This window comes from Vibrio phycocola (assembly GCF_054404255.1).
On the sequence record NZ_JBTAMQ010000003.1, the window covers coordinates 21,011 to 41,960 of the forward strand.

At 42.1% G+C, this 20,950-nt stretch carries 23 protein-coding genes and 1 tRNA gene; 9 read left to right on the forward strand and 15 right to left on the reverse strand.

From position 1 onward, the window contains the following. Position 1 precedes the first annotated feature (1 nt). The 10 genes from ACXJY6_RS06115 to ACXJY6_RS06160 form a co-directional block, all read right to left on the reverse strand. A complete protein-coding gene (locus ACXJY6_RS06115) occupies positions 2–1,093 on the reverse strand; it encodes a flagellar basal body P-ring protein FlgI (RefSeq protein ID WP_456050775.1) in 1,092 nt (363 codons plus the stop codon). A gap of 59 nt (positions 1,094–1,152) precedes the next feature. Beyond that, a complete protein-coding gene (gene flgH / locus ACXJY6_RS06120; RefSeq protein WP_456050774.1) occupies positions 1,153–1,950 on the reverse strand; it encodes a flagellar basal body L-ring protein FlgH in 798 nt (265 codons plus the stop codon). A 21-nt stretch (positions 1,951–1,971) separates the two neighbouring features. Beyond that, complete coding sequence (gene flgG / locus ACXJY6_RS06125) at positions 1,972–2,760, reverse strand: flagellar basal-body rod protein FlgG (RefSeq protein WP_456050773.1); 789 nt, start codon at positions 2,758–2,760, stop codon at positions 1,972–1,974. 19 nt (positions 2,761–2,779) lie between these two features. Then, entirely contained in the window at positions 2,780–3,529 is a 750-nt protein-coding gene (locus tag ACXJY6_RS06130; RefSeq protein ID WP_456050772.1) for a flagellar basal body rod protein FlgF, read from the reverse strand. 170 nt (positions 3,530–3,699) lie between these two features. After that, entirely contained in the window at positions 3,700–5,004 is a 1,305-nt protein-coding gene (gene flgE / locus ACXJY6_RS06135; protein ID WP_458767720.1) for a flagellar hook protein FlgE, read from the reverse strand. Positions 5,005–5,032: 28 nt separating this feature from the next. After that, positions 5,033–5,743: a flagellar hook assembly protein FlgD gene (locus tag ACXJY6_RS06140; protein WP_458767721.1), complete on the reverse strand. Its 711-nt coding sequence runs from the start codon at positions 5,741–5,743 to the stop codon at positions 5,033–5,035. Positions 5,744–5,760: 17 nt separating this feature from the next. Further along, a complete protein-coding gene (gene flgC, locus ACXJY6_RS06145; protein ID WP_456050769.1) occupies positions 5,761–6,177 on the reverse strand; it encodes a flagellar basal body rod protein FlgC in 417 nt (138 codons plus the stop codon). A 5-nt stretch (positions 6,178–6,182) separates the two neighbouring features. Beyond that, positions 6,183–6,578 carry a flagellar basal body rod protein FlgB gene (flgB, locus tag ACXJY6_RS06150; protein WP_458767722.1) on the reverse strand — a complete coding sequence of 132 codons (396 nt, stop codon included), beginning with the start codon at positions 6,576–6,578 and terminating at the stop codon, positions 6,183–6,185. Between the two features lie 318 nt (positions 6,579–6,896). Further along, positions 6,897–7,724, reverse strand: a complete 828-nt coding sequence (locus ACXJY6_RS06155) for a CheR family methyltransferase (protein ID WP_456050767.1) — start codon at positions 7,722–7,724, stop codon at positions 6,897–6,899. 13 nt (positions 7,725–7,737) lie between these two features. Beyond that, positions 7,738–8,667 (reverse strand): chemotaxis protein CheV, encoded by a 930-nt coding sequence (locus ACXJY6_RS06160; RefSeq protein ID WP_456050766.1) that lies wholly within the window; start codon positions 8,665–8,667, stop codon positions 7,738–7,740. An 83-nt stretch (positions 8,668–8,750) separates the two neighbouring features. On the opposite strand from ACXJY6_RS06160, the gene flgA reads away from it, so the two are divergent. The 3 genes from flgA (at position 8,751) to ACXJY6_RS06175 (ending at position 10,402) form a co-directional block, all read left to right on the forward strand. Continuing rightward, the gene (gene flgA / locus ACXJY6_RS06165) at positions 8,751–9,491 is read left to right on the forward strand and encodes a flagellar basal body P-ring formation chaperone FlgA (protein ID WP_456050765.1); all 741 of its coding nucleotides are present in this window, start codon (positions 8,751–8,753) and stop codon (positions 9,489–9,491) included. A gap of 137 nt (positions 9,492–9,628) precedes the next feature. Then, a complete protein-coding gene (gene flgM, locus ACXJY6_RS06170) occupies positions 9,629–9,943 on the forward strand; it encodes a flagellar biosynthesis anti-sigma factor FlgM (protein WP_456050764.1) in 315 nt (104 codons plus the stop codon). Between the two features lie 33 nt (positions 9,944–9,976). Continuing rightward, a complete protein-coding gene (locus ACXJY6_RS06175; protein ID WP_456050763.1) occupies positions 9,977–10,402 on the forward strand; it encodes a flagella synthesis protein FlgN in 426 nt (141 codons plus the stop codon). 184 nt (positions 10,403–10,586) lie between these two features. Here ACXJY6_RS06175 and ACXJY6_RS06180 read toward each other — a convergent pair whose 3' ends face one another. Both ACXJY6_RS06180 and ACXJY6_RS06185 read right to left on the reverse strand, forming a co-directional pair. Next, positions 10,587–11,021 carry an LPP20 family lipoprotein gene (locus ACXJY6_RS06180; protein WP_456050762.1) on the reverse strand — a complete coding sequence of 145 codons (435 nt, stop codon included), beginning with the start codon at positions 11,019–11,021 and terminating at the stop codon, positions 10,587–10,589. Positions 11,022–11,032: 11 nt separating this feature from the next. Next, the gene (locus ACXJY6_RS06185) at positions 11,033–11,668 is read right to left on the reverse strand and encodes a FlgO family outer membrane protein (RefSeq protein ID WP_456050761.1); all 636 of its coding nucleotides are present in this window, start codon (positions 11,666–11,668) and stop codon (positions 11,033–11,035) included. Between the two features lie 159 nt (positions 11,669–11,827). Here ACXJY6_RS06185 and ACXJY6_RS06190 point away from each other — a divergent pair, with 159 nt between their 5' ends. Both ACXJY6_RS06190 and ACXJY6_RS06195 read left to right on the forward strand, forming a co-directional pair. After that, positions 11,828–12,961 (forward strand): flagellar assembly protein FlgT, encoded by a 1,134-nt coding sequence (locus ACXJY6_RS06190; RefSeq protein WP_458767723.1) that lies wholly within the window; start codon positions 11,828–11,830, stop codon positions 12,959–12,961. 53 nt (positions 12,962–13,014) lie between these two features. After that, positions 13,015–13,091 (forward strand) — tRNA-Arg (locus ACXJY6_RS06195). A gap of 40 nt (positions 13,092–13,131) precedes the next feature. On the opposite strand, the gene ACXJY6_RS06200 is transcribed toward ACXJY6_RS06195, so the two are convergent. Then, positions 13,132–14,196, reverse strand: coding sequence for a bifunctional transcriptional activator/DNA repair enzyme AdaA (locus ACXJY6_RS06200; RefSeq protein WP_458767724.1), 1,065 nt, complete (start codon positions 14,194–14,196; stop codon positions 13,132–13,134). Positions 14,197–14,387: 191 nt separating this feature from the next. On the opposite strand from ACXJY6_RS06200, the gene ACXJY6_RS06205 reads away from it, so the two are divergent. From ACXJY6_RS06205 to ACXJY6_RS06215, 3 genes are all read left to right on the forward strand, one after another. Beyond that, on the forward strand, positions 14,388–15,311 hold the full coding sequence (locus ACXJY6_RS06205; protein WP_458767725.1) for a DMT family transporter: 924 nt from the start codon (positions 14,388–14,390) through the stop codon (positions 15,309–15,311). A gap of 118 nt (positions 15,312–15,429) precedes the next feature. After that, positions 15,430–16,200, forward strand: a complete 771-nt coding sequence (locus ACXJY6_RS06210; protein WP_458767726.1) for a siderophore-interacting protein — start codon at positions 15,430–15,432, stop codon at positions 16,198–16,200. A 302-nt stretch (positions 16,201–16,502) separates the two neighbouring features. Then, a complete protein-coding gene (locus tag ACXJY6_RS06215) occupies positions 16,503–17,009 on the forward strand; it encodes a Fe3+-citrate ABC transporter substrate-binding protein (RefSeq protein ID WP_456050751.1) in 507 nt (168 codons plus the stop codon). A gap of 63 nt (positions 17,010–17,072) precedes the next feature. Here ACXJY6_RS06215 and ACXJY6_RS06220 read toward each other — a convergent pair whose 3' ends face one another. Both ACXJY6_RS06220 and gltX read right to left on the reverse strand, forming a co-directional pair. Further along, positions 17,073–18,053 carry an OmpA family protein gene (locus ACXJY6_RS06220; RefSeq protein WP_458767727.1) on the reverse strand — a complete coding sequence of 327 codons (981 nt, stop codon included), beginning with the start codon at positions 18,051–18,053 and terminating at the stop codon, positions 17,073–17,075. A gap of 216 nt (positions 18,054–18,269) precedes the next feature. Continuing rightward, positions 18,270–19,697 carry a glutamate--tRNA ligase gene (gene gltX, locus ACXJY6_RS06225; protein WP_458767728.1) on the reverse strand — a complete coding sequence of 476 codons (1,428 nt, stop codon included), beginning with the start codon at positions 19,695–19,697 and terminating at the stop codon, positions 18,270–18,272. Between the two features lie 261 nt (positions 19,698–19,958). Here gltX and ACXJY6_RS06230 point away from each other — a divergent pair, with 261 nt between their 5' ends. Then, positions 19,959–20,828, forward strand: a complete 870-nt coding sequence (locus ACXJY6_RS06230) for a TraB/GumN family protein (protein ID WP_458767729.1) — start codon at positions 19,959–19,961, stop codon at positions 20,826–20,828. Positions 20,829–20,950: the final 122 nt, after the last annotated feature.

The window sequence follows — 20,950 nt, forward strand, 5'->3', positions numbered from 1 at the left end:
CCTAGATAATGATCAGCTGGCCTTCAATGGCTCCAGCTTGCTTAAGGGCTTGTAATATCGCCATAAGGTCAGAAGGGGCAGCCCCGACTTCATTCACGGCTCTGACTAAATCATCTAAAGAAACACCAGGCTGAAACTTAAACATTTTTCCCTGTTTCTCACTGACTTGAATATCGCTATCGGCAACAATGGCCGTATCGCCATTGGCAAGCGCGTTTGGTTGGCTTACCGATAGATTCTCTTTGATTGCAACTGTCATGCCACCATGAGTTACTGCCGCTGGTTTTAATCTCACGTTCTGACCAACAACAATGGTCCCCGTACGAGAATTTACAATAATTTTTGCGACACCTTCTGCAGTCGTAAACTCTAGGTTTTCAATCGCAGAAAGAAACGCGACTCGCTGAGCTGAATCTCTCGGAGCACGAACTTTGACGGATGTAGCATCCACAGCCGTTGCCATTTGTGGACCAAGGAAATTGTTGACTGCATTTGCCATGCTTTGTGCGGTCGTAAAGTCAGAATCGAGCAGGTTAAAGGTAATAAAATCGCCGCGCGAGAATGGTGTTGGTATTTCTTGTTCAACTGATGCGCCATTGGAAATCATGCCTACTGTTGGGTTATTACCGACAATTCGTGAACCATCAGCTCCATCAGCACTAAACCCACTTACCACTAAGTTTCCCTGAGCGACAGCGTATACTTTGCCATCTAACCCTTTTAGAAAAGACTGCATCAAGGTACCACCTCGTAAACTTTTTGCGGACCCAATTGACGAGACAGTAACGTCAATAGTTTGTCCTTGTTTAGAAAACGGTGGCAACTCAGCAGTAACGATCACAGCGGCAACATTTTTTGCTTTTGGGCTCGTTCCTTGCGGCAATTGAATGCCGAAATTTTGTAACATGGCATTGAAGCTTTGATCGGTAAATGGTGTGGATTCCCCCGTCCCAGGCAAGCCTGTTACCAATCCATACCCCACCAATTGGTTGCTACGCACACCAGCGACTTCTGCAACATCTTTGATTCGTGCTGCTTGAGTCAAATTGGCTACAAAAAAGCTAGCCATCAATACCAGTATTGTTTTTTTCATCGTAGTAACCTTCTTTCTACGTTCGCCAGCTTGTCAAAAATTCGACTTACTCAACTTGATTACAGAGCTACATTAAAAAATCGTGCCAAGAAACCAGGTTCTTGCATATCTTGATTGGTTCCGGTGCCTGAATATTGAATTCGAGCATTAGAAATTCGATTTGAAGCGATGGTATTATCGAAGTCGATATCGTCTGGACGCACCGTCCCACTTAAGCGGATGTACTCATCACCAGAATTTAATGTCAGCCATTTCTCACCGCGAATGATTAAGTTACCATTAGCCAACACTTCGATGACTTCCACACTAATTGAACCTGAAATACTGTTGCTCTGGTTTGCCGCGGCACTGCCAGAAAAATTATTGCCGTTAGTTAAGTTATAAGACAGGTTGTAATCGCCAATGGTCAGTTCTTGCCCCCCCACTTCGAGTGGGTCCATTGAAGCATCATTGTTTTTCGATAAATCCGCATCGGCACTCTTTGCCGCCTTGGTACTTTCATTCAACGTTACCGTTATGATGTCGCCCACATTTCTTGGTTTTGCGTCATCGTATAAGTCATTCGCCAACATTTGACTGAATAGTGACCCTGTTTGTGCTGCATAATGCTCTGGGTTTCGTCTGGCGTGAATCGGTGCCCAAGCGGGATCATCGGCAACAGGATCAATCCGAGTTCTCAGTCCATCAACCATTCCTGGCTCACTTTCCTGAGATTTGTCACCTTCGACAGCGTCCACAATTGTGGTTCCTTGATCGGTCATCTCTTGCATCATGATTGGATCCATAATGGTACATCCAGATAACAGCAACAATATCGCTGGAATACATAGTGAATTCAGATCTAATAATCTCTTCATAACGATGCTCGCTTTACTTCATTACAACTGCTGGTTCACATAGCTCATCATTTTGTCTACCGCTGAAATCACTTTGGAATTCATCTCGTATACACGCTGAGCTTCAATTAAGTTCACCAATTCTTCGGTCACATTCACGTTTGAACTTTCAAGCATCGATTGGCGAATATTTCCTAACCCATCAAAACCCGGAACCCCTTCTTGCGGGTCTCCACTTGCACCGGTCGATAGGTAGATATTTTGTCCCACTGGCTCTAAACCACCTGGGTTTATAAAATCTACGGTCGTAATTTGACCTAGAACTTGGTTATCTTGCTGACCACGAATTCGAGCGGAAACTTGCCCATCATCACCAATCGTGACGGAAACAGCATCTTGTGGGACGGCAATTTCTGGCTGCAATACGTAGCCGGAGCCTGATGTCACAATCGAACCTTCCGAATTTAAGGTGAACTGACCATTTCGCGTATAACCAATGTCCCCATCTGGCATTAGAATTTGAAAGAAACCGTCGCCTTCAATCATCATATCCAAACTATTTGAGGTAGTTTGCGCGTTACCATTAGTGTGAACTTTTTGCGTTGCAACAACTTTAGAACCTGCACCTAACATCAACCCACTTGGTAATTCAGTGTTTTGCGATGATTGGCCACCAGCTTGGTTCACATTTTGATAGAAAAGGTCTTCAAAGACTGCTCGGCTCTTTTTAAACCCAACAGTCGAGGCATTCGCCAAGTTGTTTGAAATCGTTGATATATTGGTCTGCTGTGCGTCTAGACCAGTTTTACTTACCCATAATGCCGGATGCATAGAATTCTCCTTACCTCAATTAGCTAGTGCGTAGTAGAGAATCAGACGCTTTGTCCATCTCTTCTGCTGTGCTCATCATTTTGACTTGCATTTCAAATTGACGCTGAAGATCAATCAACGATGTCATTTCACCGACAGCGTTAACATTACTTCCTTCAAGCGCACCCGTTAAAATCTGTACATCTGCTGCGGCGTCATAAGTCGCGTCGAGGTCTTTCGATCTAAATAGACCAATGGCATCTTTGTATAACGAGCGATTATCCGTTTTAACTAATTTAATTCGATCGACAACTTCCATCGCATCGGCAGGAGCTCCCTGCGGCAACACCGAAATTGTGCCATCTTTACCAATTTCAACTTTGCTTAGTGGAATTGGTAAGGTAATGGGTGCGTCAGTTTCACCAAGAACTAAATGGCCTTGGCTATTCATCAGCAACCCATTTTGATCGATTTGTAAATTACCGCTACGAGTCAAACCTTCTTGACCTGAAGGGTCGAGAACAGAGAGCCAACCATCCCCCTGAATCGTGACATCAAGATCTCGGCCTGTGGTGATAACACTGCCTTGAGCGAAACTGTGACCTGGGCGTTCAGTCATACTGAACACTCGAGTCGGTAGTCCGTCTCCGTAGGCTTGCATCGAGCGAGCTTGTGCTAAATCAGAGCGAAAACCTGTTGTGCCAACATTGGCCAAGTTATTTGCTTTAAGCTGCATAGCTTGCATATTTTGTTTAGCACCACTCATGGCTAGAAATAATGCGCGATCCATAATTGACTCCTATCCCGTCATACAATAGGTAACTTGCAATAGGTGTGCCAAAAATTTAAATCAAATAAAATCAATGAGATATGATTTATTTGTACTAAATTGCCGCGAGGTTGCCGCTGATATGGCAAGATCACGCGGCAAATGCCGGCGTGATCTTGATTAGGAAAGGATTATCGAATTTGTAATATCGTTTGTTGCGTTTGGTTATGAACTTCTAATGCTCGTGAGTTCGCCTGGAAGTTTCGTTGCGCTGAAATCAAATCCACCAATTCTTGGGTCATATCAATGTTGGATTGCTCTAATGTACCGCTATTAACAGTACCGAATGAACCTTTGTTTGATTCACCCCAGATTCTAGAACCCGAAGCTGTGGTTGCATCCCACTGAGTACCACCTTTCTTATCTAGGCCTTGTTCATTTGCAACTCGAACCAATGCAATTCGCCCTAGGGTGATATTTTCACCATTTGAGTAAGTACCAAGAACGCTACCTGTTTCATCAAAATCTAATTTGGTTAGGAAACCTGTTGTAGCGCCATCCTCATCAAATTTGCTCAGTTCAAAAGGTGCGGCAAATTGGGTTGCTGCGTTTAACCCAAATGAAAGGGTTTGATTCACATCAGCACCATTTAAATCTATTGCATTCTCACCAGTACCTATTGGCTCTGACACCACATTATTGCCACCGTTAATACTCGCCAACGTACCATCGTTATTAAACTTCATGGTATGGCCCGCATGGCCAGTTGGTGTTGTCGCATCACCACCAACGATATTAATTGGCTTCTCACCCTCAGCATCTGACGCGGTATAGTAAACTTGCCATGTATTCGGCTGAGTTTGATCTTTGAGGTAATAAGTTGTCAATTTGTATGACTGCCCCATTGAGTCGTAAATCGTTGAAGAGGTCGAACGGTTAAACGTTTCTGGATCGGAGTAATCAAACAGTGTCGGATCTTTTAGTTCGCCATTTGCCGGCAAGTTCACTCCGACCTCAATATTTGCTGTCTGTTTAGGTTTACCAAACTCCGCAGGAATATTTATTGGTGAAGGTTCGTAAGACAGAACATCCCCTGTATCTGGGTTAACCTGATAACCCAAAACAAACTCATCGTTAGACGACACCATATAGTTATCTTTGTTCAAGTGGAATGCACCGTTACGTGTTAACTCATTCGACTGTGGCGCTAGGCGATCTTTTGCCACAGCAAAAAAACCGGTACCCGCAACTCGTAGATCGAGTGGGTTATTGGTATAAACACTTGAACCTTCATGGAACTGCTGTGCAACCTTGTTCGCTTGTACACCTGACCCTGGAGTCGTCTTCGCGTTGGTAAAGATAGAATTTGAATATACATCACCAAACTCAGCTCGAGATTCTTTAAACCCGAACGTATTCGCGTTAGCAATGTTATTACTGGTTGTGTTGAGATCTAATTGGGCCGCAGATAGACCACTTAACGAAATATATGACATTTGAAATTCTCCTATCTAGCTAGCGTAATCACGCTTTGCCAACTTCTAATACTTCGGCTAATTTCACTGGTGATTCAAACCCAGCAAGATTCAGCAATACATTTCCGTCACCTTTGCCAAGAAGGACGCTATTCACATTTGCATACGTTGAAACTTCGAACTGCTTGCTCTCTCCATCAAGGAGCCCCGATGCTTTCACTTTATATTTGCCAGCCGGCAATGAGTTTCCGTTGGCATCTTTGCCATCCCATTGAACGCGAGTTTCGCCAGGAGGTTGTGCGCCGACATCAAAGGTTCTAACAAGTTGTCCAGCTTCATTTTCAATTCGAACAAACAAATTATTTAACGCTTGAGGTAAATCGATCTTAGCCGACATACCTGCTGTATCATCTTTCTTCATACCGACCGATGATTTAACCAATACATCTCGACCCACCAATGAAGAAGCTTGCAATGCTTGATTAGACGTAACCGATGAATTCAAGTTTTCAAACTGGCTGTTCATTTGACCAATACCATCTACAGTGGCAAATGAGGCCATTTGAGCAATCATTTGGTCGTTACCAACTGGCTTAAACGGGTCTTGTTGTGCTAGCTGTTTCGTCAGCAAAGACAAGAAGTCATCTTGTTTTAACTCTTGCTTACCCGTTACTTCATCAGGCTTTTTCTTCTCTTGAAGGTTATTAAGCTGATCCAGGTACGACAAGCCATTTTGACCAACATTATTTATTCCGGCCATACGTTATCTCCTAACCCTTACTGACCCATCTGCAATGTTTTAAGAAGCATCTGTTTACTCGCATCGGCAAGCTGTACGTTGGTTTGGTACGCTCGTGAAGCAGAGATCATATCCGCCATCTCTTCCATAACATTAACATTTGGCTTGTAAATATACCCATCTTCATTTGCTAGAGGATGGTCTGGATTATATTCCGCAGTCAATGGTTTATTACTTTCAACAATTCCCATCACTTTAACAGGAACCGTATAATCTTTTTTGCCTTTAGCGTTATCAAACTCTGCGGCAAAGACAGCGTGTCTTGCTTTATAAGTATCTTTTGCTGAGCTACTAACACTATCAGCGTTCGCTAAGTTGCTTGAGGTAGTATTTAGACGGACAGCCTCAGCACTCATTGCTGAACCAGTCACGTTAAAGACATTAAATAAGCCCATCTATCTTACTCCCCTTTCAATGCTTTGGATAAGTTACGAAACTTACCACCTAAGAAATCTATTGATGCTTGATGCCGTAATTGGTTTTGCATAAACAGGTTACGCTCCAAATCCATATCAACGGTATTGCCATCGCCAGTATCAGGTTGAGTCGGCAAGCGGTAAACCTCTTCCCCGATCACACTATTGGTGGCAGGAATATGCCGTCCATCAGTACGTGCCAAACTAATACTTTGACCATGACTTGCCGCTTGTAACGCGGCATCAAAATTGAGTGCTTTAGCCTTATACCCCGGGGTGTTTGCTTGTGCAATATTCGAGGAGATCACTTCTGCATTCCGCTCACGAACACCGACTGTGTGCTGGTGGATACCTAATGCTTTGTCAAATGATATGGCCATAATCTGCCTCGCCCAAGAAGTTTTCACTCTGTTACTGAAATAAAAGCAAGTAGCGTACCAACTTTTAACTTTATCGACTGAAACTGTAAAAATGATTAAAAAGCTACCGTTTTCATTCAAACCTACAGGCTTATTCTCATGATCACCTGCAATTTCATACCTACGGGTAAACAAGAAAGCGGCAACGAATCTACGCTTGCAGTAACGACCAACAAGATTGCAATAACTACACCAATTATTGGGATGCATCTATTTTTTGATTCTACTAAACGAAAAAAACCCAGCCGAAGCTGGGTAATAAAGGTGAAGATAATTAGGTTATTTCAACTTATAGACAATACCAGGGTTGCATCGAACCATTTCAAATTTATCCGTCAATCCCGTTAACGATTCAGATGCGCCTAACATTAAGTAACCACCTGGATTTAACGAACTTGCCATTTGGTTCAGCACCTGAGATTTCATTTCCGCCGAGAAGTAAATCAAAACATTTCGGCAAAAAATAATGTCAAATTTCCCAAGAGACGCGTAGCTCTCCATCAAATTTTGCGGTTTGAATGTCACCAAACGTTTTACATTGTCTTTCACTTTCATTCGGCCATCATCGACGTTTTCGAAAAACATACGGCGACGTTCAGGCGATAAACCACGACCTAAAGCCAAGTTGTCATATACGCCTTGACGACAAAGATCGAGCATCGTTGCAGAGATATCTGTTGCTGTAACCGAAATACCTGAAAATTTCCCCGCGTTTTTTTGCTGCATTTCTAAAATAGTCATCGCCATCGAATAAGGTTCTTGACCTGAAGAGCTTGCCGCTGACCATATTTTCAGCGACCGCTTATTCTCTGATAGCTCGGGAATCAAACGTTGAGCTAGAACTTCAAACGGGTAAGTATCTCGGAACCACAACGTTTCATTTGTTGTCATGGCATCAACAGCCGCAATACGCAATTCACGATTTCGCCCGATTATCACATCTTTCAGCAACGTCGATAAAGAGTCGTGCTTAAACTTAGTCACTAAAGGACTTAAACGGCTGCGAACTAAATACTGTTTACTGTCACCCAGGACTATACCGCACTGAGACTCTAAAAAACCGCAAAACTCTTTGTAGTCTTGATCACTTATTGTTATCGCTGTCATGTGTTTCTCTTTTTTAATCAACTAGCGCTTGTTTAACTGCATTACCGAGTTCATCAGGGTTGAACTTAGCAATAAACATGTTTGCCCCAACTCTCTCAACCATAGCTTGGTTGAATACCCCACTCAATGAAGAGTGAAGAATCACATAAAGATCTTTTAGTTGGGCGTTTCGGCGAATTTCAGCGGTCAGTGTATAGCCATCCATTTCTGGCATCTCAATATCAGATATAACTAACGTAACATGATCGCTAATATCGCTCCCATCCGACACAAGTTCAGCCAGTTTATCGTAGGCTTCTTTTCCGTCTTTCACTGCAATGACTTCAAAGCCTATCGATTCAACCGCGCGTTGAACCTGCTTTCTAGCGACGGTAGAATCATCTGCAATTAAAATTCGGTTAACAAACTGCTTACTTTGTTTCACTTCTTCGATTTGCTGACTAATATCTTCATCCATCGCTTCATCGATAGGCGTAATCTCAGCAAGAATTTTTTCTACATCAAGAATCTCAACCAGTTCGCCTTCAATGTTCGTAACCGCTGTTAAATAGTTTTTCTTACCTGCAGCTTCTGGTGGCGGCAATACATCTTCCCAGCGCATATTGACAATACGCTCTACCGAACTCACCAAGAAAGCCTGAATTGAACGGTTAAATTCCGCGATAATAACAAAGCTTTTATCAACATCAGTGGTAGGTCGACCGCCGATTGCTTTGCTCATATCAATCACCGATACTGTCTGACCTCGAATATGAGCCACCCCTTTTACGAGATGGTTAAGGTTTGGCATCATGGTTAGTTTTGGGCACTGTAGTACCTCTTTAACCTTGAATACGTTAATCCCGTATCGCTGATGACCATTCAAGCGAAACGTTAGTAGTTCTAATCGGTTTTGACCGACGAGTTGTGTACGCTGATTCACAGAATCAAGAATACCCGTCATATGCTCATCTCCATCTCAAACTTTTTTTTCTAAAAAGTGATACTCTAACTAAAGCGTCTAGTAAAAAAGGGAAACAGAAGAAAATGTTCAAACCATGTTTACCCCATGCGTATAAACTTAAGTGTAGAGCTATATCGCGACTTTGTTGCAACTTTATCGTATTGATTGTGTTTTTCTTTAGCTCTTTTGTGCATTCAGCCACTCAAAAACAGCTGGATACCATCCGCCAACTGGCTGAAGAGTATACGATTAGTTCAATAAAACCACCTGAAGGTGCCATCGTTGAAGCAAATGCGGCCTCTCTTGATAATCGGATACAAGCATCAGATTGTCCAACTGGATTGAGTGCTTTTTCTTCATCGAAAAATGGTTCTGTTAGCAACATCACTGTTCTTATCAAATGTGAAGTCGAAAATTGGCGTGTTTATGTTCCAGTTAAACTAACGACTCAGATTCCAGCAGCCGTTGCATTGATTCCTCTTTCACGAGGCCAAGTTATATCCTCGAGCCAAGTGGCAACGAACATGGTGAACGTTTTACGCCTGCGCCAACAAGGCTATTTATCAACATCACAAATTATTGGTGCAAAAGTTAAAAGAAATATTAAATTGGGCGATATAATAGACAGCAATGATATTTGTGTTGTTTGCCGCAATGAAACGGTTGTCATTAAAGCAATCAAAAATGGGATGGTTATTACGACTCGAGGAACGGCATTATCTGATGGTAATTTCGGTCAGCAAATAAAAATTAAAAACTCAAAGTCAAAACGAATTATTGATGCTCAAGTCTCAGGAATTGGGGAAGCCACCGTTCGTTTTTGATGTCACGGTCTCCCAAACTACAAGCATTATGACGTTTAATAGCAATAACAAGAAAAATTTAAAATAAAGTGCTAAAGTCTAAAGTGGTTTAGTCGATAACGACAGTACATCCAACTAACTTATGAAAGGCTCATACTATGGCAGGTATTGATAATATTCGATCTGGTCACTCTTTAACGAACACCAGTCGAAGCTCCGTAAAGTCGGAACAAACCAAAACAGAATCCCCTGAATCACAAAGCGGATCATCTGTTAAAGATGCCGTTTCGATTAGTGATCAAGGTAAAGCGATTGGTCAAATGTCATCACAATTGGCAGCAACACCAGCATTTGATAATTCAAAAGTACAGGCGATAAAAGAAGCGATAGCCAATGGCTCTTATGTTGTTGACGCTGAAAAACTCGCCGATAATATGATCCGTTTCGAAAACGAGCTTGGTGATGTAAGTTAACTATTCATCACCATTTCTCAAGAGGTGTGAACTATGGCGTTATTACAAGAATTACTTGAATTTCAGCTTAAGAATGCGCAATCACTTTTGGCGTTATTTGAGCAGGAAAAAGACGCGATCACACAACGAATCTCAAGTGATATTGAACAACTCGCAAAACAGAAAATGGTAATGGTCACCACAATTAGTGACACTGACAAACGGATAGAAGCTCATCCAGACGTTACGAGCCTGACTGAAGATGAAGCAAACGTCCAGCTAGTTGAGCAAATTCAAACCGTTATTCGTGAATGCCATATCGCCAACGATGTAAATGGTCAAGCATTAGAGCGCGCTCATATTAGCTTCAATAAACTCAATAACATTCTAAATCAAAGCCAAAATAAAATGGGTATGACATACAGTGCTGATGGTCAAACAAAATCAATTTCAACATTGGGCACCAATATTAAAGCGTAACTAAACGCTCTCCTACCCTATAAAGTTAACGTATCCTATTGAAGTTCTATCAAGATTTAAAAAACAAAAGCGGCAACCTAGGTTGCCGCTTTTGTTCGTATCACTGTTATTTATTATGCGCTGAAGATAAACAACAGTTGAGTCAATTTGGAGTGACATGACTTGTTTAGATAAATATGTTGAATTAGAAAATCGTTTGTTGACGCTTATCTGGTACTTGTTGAACCTCACCATAATCTCGAAGCCGGCTCATTTTATCAACGTTCAATCGAAGTTCAGTGACATAGCTATCGCCCACTTTATAACTACGAACGACCTCGGCTCCACGAATAATGCCGTCGACCGCACCTGTCGTTCCTTCTGCCCCTAAACGTTGGTCTTTCAATTCAGCACGACCACTGACTCGCATACCATAAACCTGTTCAGCTAACTCACGATAAGCATCAAGTTTAGAGGCTCGCATAGCTCGAACCTGTTTTTCTTCAACGTTCTTGCCTTTCTGTTCACTTATCGAGGCATACCCTACCGCATTCAACCATTCATCAATCGCTAAAGGCTGCATTTGTTGACATCCCACCATCATAAATGACATCAGTAGAACTAAAATCCACGTTTTCATCACATTGATTCCTATGGTCTAAGAATAACAGTATAAGGCTGAGTGATCGTCGGGTCAGAGCGAATCATAACACCGTCTTCTGTTCGCATCGTATTCAGAGTATCTAAATCTCTCCCGATACGATCTGCAGGTAAGAACCCTTGTGCCGTCGCAACGACGATGCGAGTTTTCATTCCTACCACTCGAGCATTAACCAAGACACCACCTTCTTGACGCAGCATTGTACCCGTTAAGACATATTGAATATCTTGTTGCTCAGCGAGATCTTTCCAATTTCGACTCAATGCGAAGTCGCCCATCTGAGTAACTTGAATCGATCCTGTGGTTTTATAGTCGACAACTTTAAAGCCACGTTGCTGAAATTGGTTGATAAAGCTCTCTGATACTGAATTCCCTAACCAGTTCGTCATATCCATATTTTGCAGATCAACAAATGACGTTACAGCTATCGGTGTACGAGCGGTAACACTGGTGTTCGACACAATCAAATCTTCTGTCATGCTTTGTACGAAGAAATCAAGAGTATGACGAGGGCTCTGAGCTAACAAAAACTCAGTTCCACTATAAGGTTCTTTACCATTGTAGATCGGCGCAAACGAGCACGCCGTCAACAAAAATATGGGGGCTAACATTAGCAATTTTTTCATAATTTCATCTCCAAATATACCCAGGCTGCACGGCGACCAAATTTTGACGATAAAACTGGAACGCTCTTTGCTTTTCTTTATTCAACAGTTAGAAAAGTCTTGCCGGACTATATAACTGTTAAATACAAAGCAAAAACCGTACCTAACTGGAATAATTCAATGAAAATAAAATTTATTGCCAACTTGCTGCTCGCTTCGCTGATGCTATTTTCATCAGCTGCTAATTCCGCATGGTACGAGGTAACAGGTCGTTCAGCCATTGTATCCACTCAAGAGCAAGCTCGTTTAAAAGCGTTAGAAGATGCGATTTATCAAGCTGTAAACTTCTCTGGAGCCGACATTGGTAGCATCAGTAATCTTTACCCTCTATTGAACGCCAACAAGAATGAATTCATCTTTACCAACCATGAAGTTCGCTATGTACTGGTGGAAAGTCGCAATATTATCAATGATGAAATGTTGGTGAGGGCAAAAATTGACATCTACCCATCGGCAATGGGTTGCCACGTAGAGCAGTATAAAAAGACATTTCTTGTTGGTAATTTTAATTTAGAGTCACCTCAGCAAGCGGTAATGGGTCAACTTTATAATATAGGCGATGACTTTGCCGAAATTCTTCACCGTCAGTTAAAACAAGAAGCTCGTAGCTTTATCTCCGTCGGCACCACCAACTATGGAATAAATAAAGAAAGCCCAGAACGCATTAAAATGATAGCGGAAGATAAATCCGTGCAGTACCTATTAACGGGAAACATTACCGATATGACCGCAACTATTGCGGTAGATAACGCGGGTAATGAAATTATTAATCGCCAGTTTGCATTTGAACTGAGAGTGTTCGATGGAAAAACGGGAAATGAAATAATGGCGCGTAATTATCGAGAAGTTGCTCGTTGGCCTTTTCCAAAAACCAGCCGCATTGATACCCAAAGCGCTCGCTTCTGGGCATCAACTTATGGAGAAATGTTATTAAATTTAAGCCGTCAAATAATGCTCGATCTAGAGTCCAACCTTTCTTGTAAAATCACTTTACCTGAAATAATAGTAAAACGAGATGGGCTCGTTATGATGGATCTCGGACGCATCCACGGAGTAAAAGAAGGTGACAAATTACAATTATGGCATACCGGTACATTTATCGATCAGCGTGGTATCCCACGCAATAAAGTAACCAAGAGTAATATCACGTTAACCGTAGGCCGAGTTTATGAACACGAAGCTGAATTGCATGTCGACCAACCCAATCTGGCTTCAAGTATCCAAATTGGCGATGTTATGCACAAACAGTTATAAATACGAGTTTAATAGTTAACTTATTCAAATATTTCAGTACTATATATAACTATGCTCCCGTGGCACAGCTGGATAGCGCGGCCCCCTCCTAAGGGGCAGGTCACAGGTTCGAATCCTGTCGGGAGCGCCAAAAAATAAAGACTTAGTGATGAACTATCGCTAAGTCTTTTTTATCGAGACTCGGTTTTCTTTTCCATCTTCAGCAATGCTTTTTTTCTCTCCTCACCCCAGCGGTACCCTCCCAGCGTTCCGTCGCTTCGTAATACTCGGTGGCAAGGGATAAGTACACCAATGCGATTTTTACCACAAGCAGTACCAACAGCTCGAACCGCTTTAGGGTTTTCAATATTTTCAGCAACGTCACCGTACGTCACGACCTCTCCTTCTGCGATACTAATGAGAAAGTTCCACACTTTGATCTGGAATACGGTGCCTTTGATATCGAGTGGAACTTCAGGTTTCGGTGCGCCATGAGAGATATGGTTATCGAGAGCGAGTATCCAGCAGTCTAAATCGGGTTTATCTTGCGCCTCTGAGAGGACAAGTTGCGCCTTTGGGAACTCTTTTGTCACAAGAGAGATCAAAGACTCACGGTTATCACCAAACTGTACAGAGCACACCCCTTTATCAGTTGCTGCCATAATCATCTGTCCAAGAGCGGTTTCTCGACATGCGTAGTAGATCACTTCTCCCTGTCCACCTGCTCTATACGCTTTAGGAGGCATGCCAATATTACGAGCTTTTTCGCCATACACTCGGCTTAGAGACCCAAATCCAGATGAATAAATCGCATCAGTAACACTCTCACCTTCTTTTAGACTGCGCTTGAACTTTCGCATTCTTACAGCATCCTGAAAATGTTTTGGTGATAAACCAAACATATCTTTAAACGACCGTTGAAGTTGCGAGGAAGACAAACCTGCGATATGACCCAGTTGAGTAAGCGTCATCTTAGTATCAGCATGTTCCTCTATATAGCGAGCGACCTCGATTAACTTAGTGCTCCTTTCATTAACGCTAGCAGGGTTACAACGCTTGCATGGGCGAAAGCCAGCGATCATCGCCGACTCTTGATCATAAAAAAATCTAAGGTTCTCTGATTTAGCCGCTTTGGTTGAACAAGATGGTCGACAGAAAACACCTGTCGTAATCACACCGTAGTAGAATTTCCCATCAAACAGAGAATCTCGATGAAAAACGGCAGCTTGCATGTCAGTTTCAGATGGTTTAGGCATAGCAGACTCATTGGTTCATTAATATGAGCATTACTTAATCATAACGGTTTTCAAAGTAACATCCGATTCTTGCTAACGAATAATTTCTATGTTCTCAAGCCGAGAAACGTAAATATGACACAAGAATCAGATGTTTTTCGAACTTCCCTTCATTACAATCGATGTATCTTGCTGCTACTAGGAATAAAATCATGACAGCGACGATCAGTCACACGATGAACACAAAGGTTTGGTTACTACTCATTTTCCTCTCTCTATTATGGGGTGGCTCTTTCTTTTTCGTTGGTATTGCTGTTAATTCCTTACCGCCACTCACTATCGTCACGCTCCGAGTCGGTATTGCAGCTCTCGTATTATGGGGAGTCGTCACAGCGCTCGGGTTGCGTCCCCCCAAAGATTTTAAAATCTGGTTAGCATTTTTAGGCATGGGATTACTTAACAACGTTATCCCTTTTGTTTTGATTGTTTGGGGGCAGACACAGATTGCTTCAGGGATTGCGTCTATCCTAAATGCCGCCACACCCATTTTTACCGTCGTGGTAGCCGGTTTGTTACTCCCTGATGAAAAGCCAACACCATTAAAACTGGTGGGCATTTTTCTCGGTTTTTCTGGTGTTGTTGTCATGATCGGCGTGCCCACTTTAGGCAGTGAGAGTAACGTATTAGCCCAACTGGCTATTGTCGCGGCGGCAATATCTTACGCTTTTGCTGGGGTGTATGGACGAAGGTTTAAATCATTAAAAGTGAAACCGATAGTCACAGCTGCCGGACAGGTAACAGCGTCTACCATAGTATTGCTTCCATTAACGCTGTTTGTCGATGGAGCAATCGACATAAGTTCAACCAACGCCGTAACATGGGGGGCTATTATAGGGCTAGCCGTACTGTCTACGGCTGCGGCATATGTGATTTATTTTAGAATTTTAGAGCTCGCAGGCGCGACGAATGCTGTATTGGTCACTTTACTCGTACCTGTTTCTGCCATCATTCTTGGATCTCTGTTTTTAAATGAGTCTCTTGAACGTATCCACCTAATTGGGATGGGATTAATTGCCATAGGGTTTTCGGCTATTGATGGTCGTCTGTGGCGTCAATTAAAATTGGCTCGAGTGTAATTGACGCATTCGCGTTGAGATCTAGGTTTATCAATATGAAATTTAATATACGGTGTCATACACATTATTAAAAACGACTAGACGTGAGAACAACAAATTCATGAATATGCAAAAGAAAATGAAGAAACCAGCACCCAAGCTATTTACAGTTATTGAGTCTGAACAAATAACACCAAACATGCAGCGGATTACATTGAAAGGTGAAGATTTATCCGATTACCCTGACCACAGCGAAGGGAGTTATGTAAAACTTCAATTCAATACTACAGGTGGGACGGATCTAACCACACTAAACGTTGAAGAACGGCCAATATTGCGAACGTATACTATTCGACACTTGTCCAAAGCTCAAAGCACGATAGAAATTGATTTCGTACGACATACAACAGAAGAGTTAAATTGCGGGTTTGCGGCTCGTTGGGCAATGAGTGCGCAAATAGGAGATACAATCAATATCGCCGGACCGGGTAAAATTAGTGAGTTAAGCCTCGATGCGGATTGGTTCTTTACCGTTGCCGATATGACGGCATTACCTGCACTAACAGCGAAAGTTCGTCAACTGCCCAAACAAGCAAAAGGATACGCTGTTATTAAAGTGACATCACAAGATGATATACAGCCCCTAGATGCCCCAAGCAACTTTCAAATTAAGTGGTTAGTGGAAGACGAAATGCTAGAGCCAAATGTGAAAGCATTACCCTGGTTAGACGGCATAGCTTCGGTATGGGTTGCCTGCGAATTTGATTCCATGAGAGCACTACGTAACTACTTCCGCAGCGAAAAAGAGATTCCCAAAGAAAATATTTATATCAGTAGCTATTGGAAAAGAGGCGTAACTGAAGATGGACATAAAGTCATCAAACAAAAAGATGCAAGTGAAACAACCTAAATTAAACAGGATCTCCTTTCTACTGAGTCTTACACAAAGAAGCCCTATAAACGTTTTTATCTGATCGCCAGCTCGATATCGCTTTCGTAACATTGCTTCTAAAACTCTACGTTAACTTCTTGAATACAAGTTAACTGGAGTAAAACTCAAATATTTATACACATTACATCAAAATATTTGTGATATATCTCAGCGTTTACCATTTCGATTAACAAAACTACTTTCTTGTCACCGTTATACTCTTCAAATTGAACAAAACTTAGTCTATTATCGCTAATAATAATTATATAGATAAGATGCGAATGACAAAAAGCAACCTTGACACCAATACAGGTCATCGTTTTATTTCTAGAGCAAAAACGGCCTATAAGATCCATATACATACACCAGATGATAAAGTACTTCATCGCTCGGTGGGGTTTATTCGTATTGGTGAAAAGAACGGACTCAAAAAAGCAATCTTATTGCGTAATCAACTTGGTAGTGAAATGTGGGGAAAGCATTGGAGATTACTACTTAAAGATCCTTACTTAATGACAAGACTCCCTCATACTCTAGAACCTAAAATCATCTATAAACCTCGCCCTACCAAAGAAAACCCCGACTACAGAGATGCCTGCTATATTGCGGCTTGGCGAACTTACGATAGTGAAGGAAAATGTAAATTTCATAGTGTCGTGTGTTCCATTCAAAAGCATGGAAAACTCGCCGCATATACAAAAACCAAGAAAGCACTTCTCACCGCTCATAAAAAACACTTAGATTTGCTAATTTTTATGGGGCGCCTGAACAGTATTGCTTTGAAATAAAAAAACCGAAGCGAATGCTTCGGTTTCCATTTCGATCTAAATAATAGAGTAGTTAAACTACTTTTATTTAACCATTTCTTCGTAGTCGAATGAAGGTACGTCAATTTCAACACGACGGTTCATTTCACGACCTTCAACAGTTTCGTTATCTGCAACAGGTTCTAGTTCACCTTTACCCATAGCAGTTACGCGAGATGCGTCGATGCCAGCACTGATGATTTCGTCCGCAACGGCTTGAGCACGAGCTTCTGATAATGTTTGGTTGTACTCTTCAGAGCCAGTAGAGTCAGTATGACCTGTGATACTAACAACAGCTTCTTCGTGCTTTGACAGTACCATAGCTACTTTAGCAACTTCCGCTTTTCCTGCATCAGACAAAACTGCACTGTTAACCGCAAAGCTGCTAGAAGTATCTAATTGCATACTTAAGATTTTTGGCTCTACTTCTTTAACCATAGGTGCTTCAACAACAGGGGCTGCAACTACTGGCGCAACTTCTTCAGCGACAATAGGAGCTGCAACTGCTGGCTCTGAGCCACCAAATTTGTAAAGTAGACCAATGGTAGTTGCATTAACTTCTGCACGCACAATATCGTTATTCACGTCTGTAAGTGTTTGGTACTCAAGACGAACTGACAAGTTATCAGTAGCGTGTACATCAAAGCCGAAAGCACCAAGGATTGACATATCGTCTTCATCGCCGTACTCAACCCATGCACCACCAAGTTTACCGTAAACATCAAATTTATCAGCAACTGGAATAGCGAATTTTGGCGCGAAAGTAATTGCTTTAACTTTTTCATCATCCATGCCTTCGCCAGTAAACTTGCCCAGATCATCGTAACCTAGTTCAAGAGCAACATTTTCCCAAGCTTGGTAGCCTAAAAAGGCGCCATATCCATTAGAATCATCATCACAAGCTCCACCTACAATACATGCATCATTAGTCCAAGTTGAACCTGCTTTTGCACCTACATAAACTTCTGCCATCGCACTAGAGCTCATCATAAGAGCTGCTGCAATACCTACTGCTAATTTTTTCATTATTTGTCTTCCTATATTATGAGAATAAACCTGTTAAACAACAGTAATTATATCTACCACTCTAATCGAACAGTGTTTGTTTATCAACTATATCTCATTTATTCTAAAATAGTGTAATTTATACAACTCAAATTTGAGATCTTTAGTCAAGAAATCGACCAAAGCCAAAATATAGTCGAAGTTTTACATTATTTCACATATTTGAGTAAATTATTCTTACTGAGCATTCGCTTCGCGTTGTTCAATAAATGCAATCGCAAGCTTAATTCGCGCCAAGACTCGCTCTTGACCGATTAACGCCATCGTTGCATCAACGGAAGGAGATTGACCACCTCCTGAAACAGCAACTCGCAATGGCATGCCTACTTTACCCATACCAACCTCAAGCTCAGCACAAACAGCTTCGATCACTTGGTGAAGTGACTCTGTGTTCCAATCAGTTATGGCTTCTATCTTCTCTAATGCCAGAGTAAGAGGGGCTTTCGCAACACCACGCAAGTGTTTTTTGGCGGCACCAGCATCGAACTCAGTAAAATCTTCGTAGAAGTAACGTGACTGATTGGCGAGCTCTACCAAGGTATTGCAACGTTCACCAACGAGCTGGATGACATCTGTAACCTGTGGGCCATTTGTCACATCGATACCTTGGTTTTCATAGTGCCACGCAAGGTGTTTAGCAACATGTTTAGGATCTGACGTTTTAATGTAGTGGTTATTCAACCAAAGTAGCTTATCGGTATTAAACGCAGAAGCTGACTTACTGATAGTCTCGAGACTAAATAGCTCTATCATTTCCGCTTCGGAAAATATCTCTTGGTCGCCATGAGACCAGCCTAGACGTACTAAGTAGTTTTTTAACGCTTCAGGTAAATACCCTTCATCACGATACTGCATAACAGAAACCGCGCCATGACGCTTAGACAACTTGGCACCATCGTCACCCAAAATCATTGCACAATGCGCAAACACAGGCACTTCTGCACCGAGCGCTAGGTAAATGTTAATTTGACGAGCAGTGTTATTGATATGATCTTCACCACGAACCACATGAGAAATGCCCATATCCCAATCATCAACCACCACGCAGAAGTTATATGTTGGAGAGCCATCTGTACGGCGAATAATCAAATCGTCAAGCTGATCATTGCCTATTTCAATTGTCCCTCGAATTTGGTCATCAAATGCAACACTGCCTTCGGTTGGGTTACGGAAACGTACAACAAATGGGTCGTTTTCTTGAGCTGCATCATTTGCGGCTTTAATTTTAGGGTGAGCCGCATCATAGCGAGGATTTTGCTTGTTCTCTTCCTGCTCGGCGCGAACCTCATCGAGTAACTCTTTAGATGCGTAACATTTATATGCTTTACCTGCAGCTAGCAGTTGTTCAACAACTTCATCATAACGTTCAAAACGTTTCGTTTGGTAATATGGACCTTCATCCCACTCCAAACCTAGCCAATTCATACCTTCTAAAATAGCATCCACTGCTTCTTGAGTTGAACGCTCCAAATCCGTATCTTCTATTCGAAGTACAAATTCGCCACCCTGGCTTTTAGCGTATAACCAAGAATAGAGCGCTGTACGTGCGCCACCGACGTGAAGAAAGCCTGTTGGGCTTGGTGCAAAACGTGTTTTAACCGTCATCATATTTACCTTGTTGAAACTGCTTACGCGATTCAAATATTGCGAGCCAAAATTTGGTCGCTATTCTAGCACTCGGACCTTGTTTCCCACAATCTTACTTTCTATGTCACTATGATATTACGGCGATGACTCAATCAAATTTCAATAGTAAAGTGGTCTACAAGTTCAATCTGGAGTCAACCTATCGTATCTTTAACGGACGGCTTCTATGCAGCGTTGCGCGACTTCATACATCAACTTGAACAATAAAAGGATACTGCAATGAGATTTCCGAAATGGTTATGTGCTGGCTTATGCCTACTGTCTTTTTTTGCCAAGTCTGAGCCACTATACTGGCAGGCGACCAAAGGCAATACGACCTTTATGTTAATGGGTACGATTCATGTCGGTGCTCAATCAATGTATCCTTTACCCACTTCTGTGCTCAATTTTTTGAAAACCAGTGACGGATTGATCGTTGAAGCTGATCTTTCGACAGATAATAATATTCAGCTACCCCCCACCAATTTAACGACGCGAGATGTACTCGATTCACCTCAAAAAAAACAACTGGAACAGATAGCTCGTGATTTAAATATGAGTAACGACGTTCTAATGCGACTTGCTCCTTGGCTAAGTGCTCTGAAATTGCAAATCGGCCAAGTTCAACAGTTGGGGTATGAATCCGATCTGGGTATCGATCAGTATTTGATTTCTCAAGCTCAACAATTTGACCGCAGTATCATTGCTCTGGAAACGTTACAGTTTCAAATTGATGCCCTCTCAAGCTTTGAACAAGATGGTGCTGAACTGTTAATCTCTACGTTAGATTCTTGGGATGAGGCAAACGAAATGATTCCATGTTTGTTTGAAAGCTGGGCGACTGGGCATCTACCATCATTAGCAACAATCACTCAGGAGTCGGAACTCCCAGCTCAAATAAACAGTACATTAAATAAAGAACGGAATTACGATTGGATAGATAAACTCACAAACGGACACTGGCTACCAAATCCACAGGGACGCTATCTTGTGGCCGTAGGCGCTTTGCACTTTGTTGGTAATGACAATTTGATCGACTTATTTATTGAGAAAGGATTCACGGTCAAACAACTCAATCACTCACGAATTCCAAGTTGCAGCACAGAATAGACTCCTAGGAGCTATAGGTCCACGACCAAGCCTCACCAACCCTCCGGTCCCGCTCTCTATCAAAAGAACGAGATGCGCTACCAAGCGGCGCCAACTATCAATATGCAGATGTAAAAAAGCCT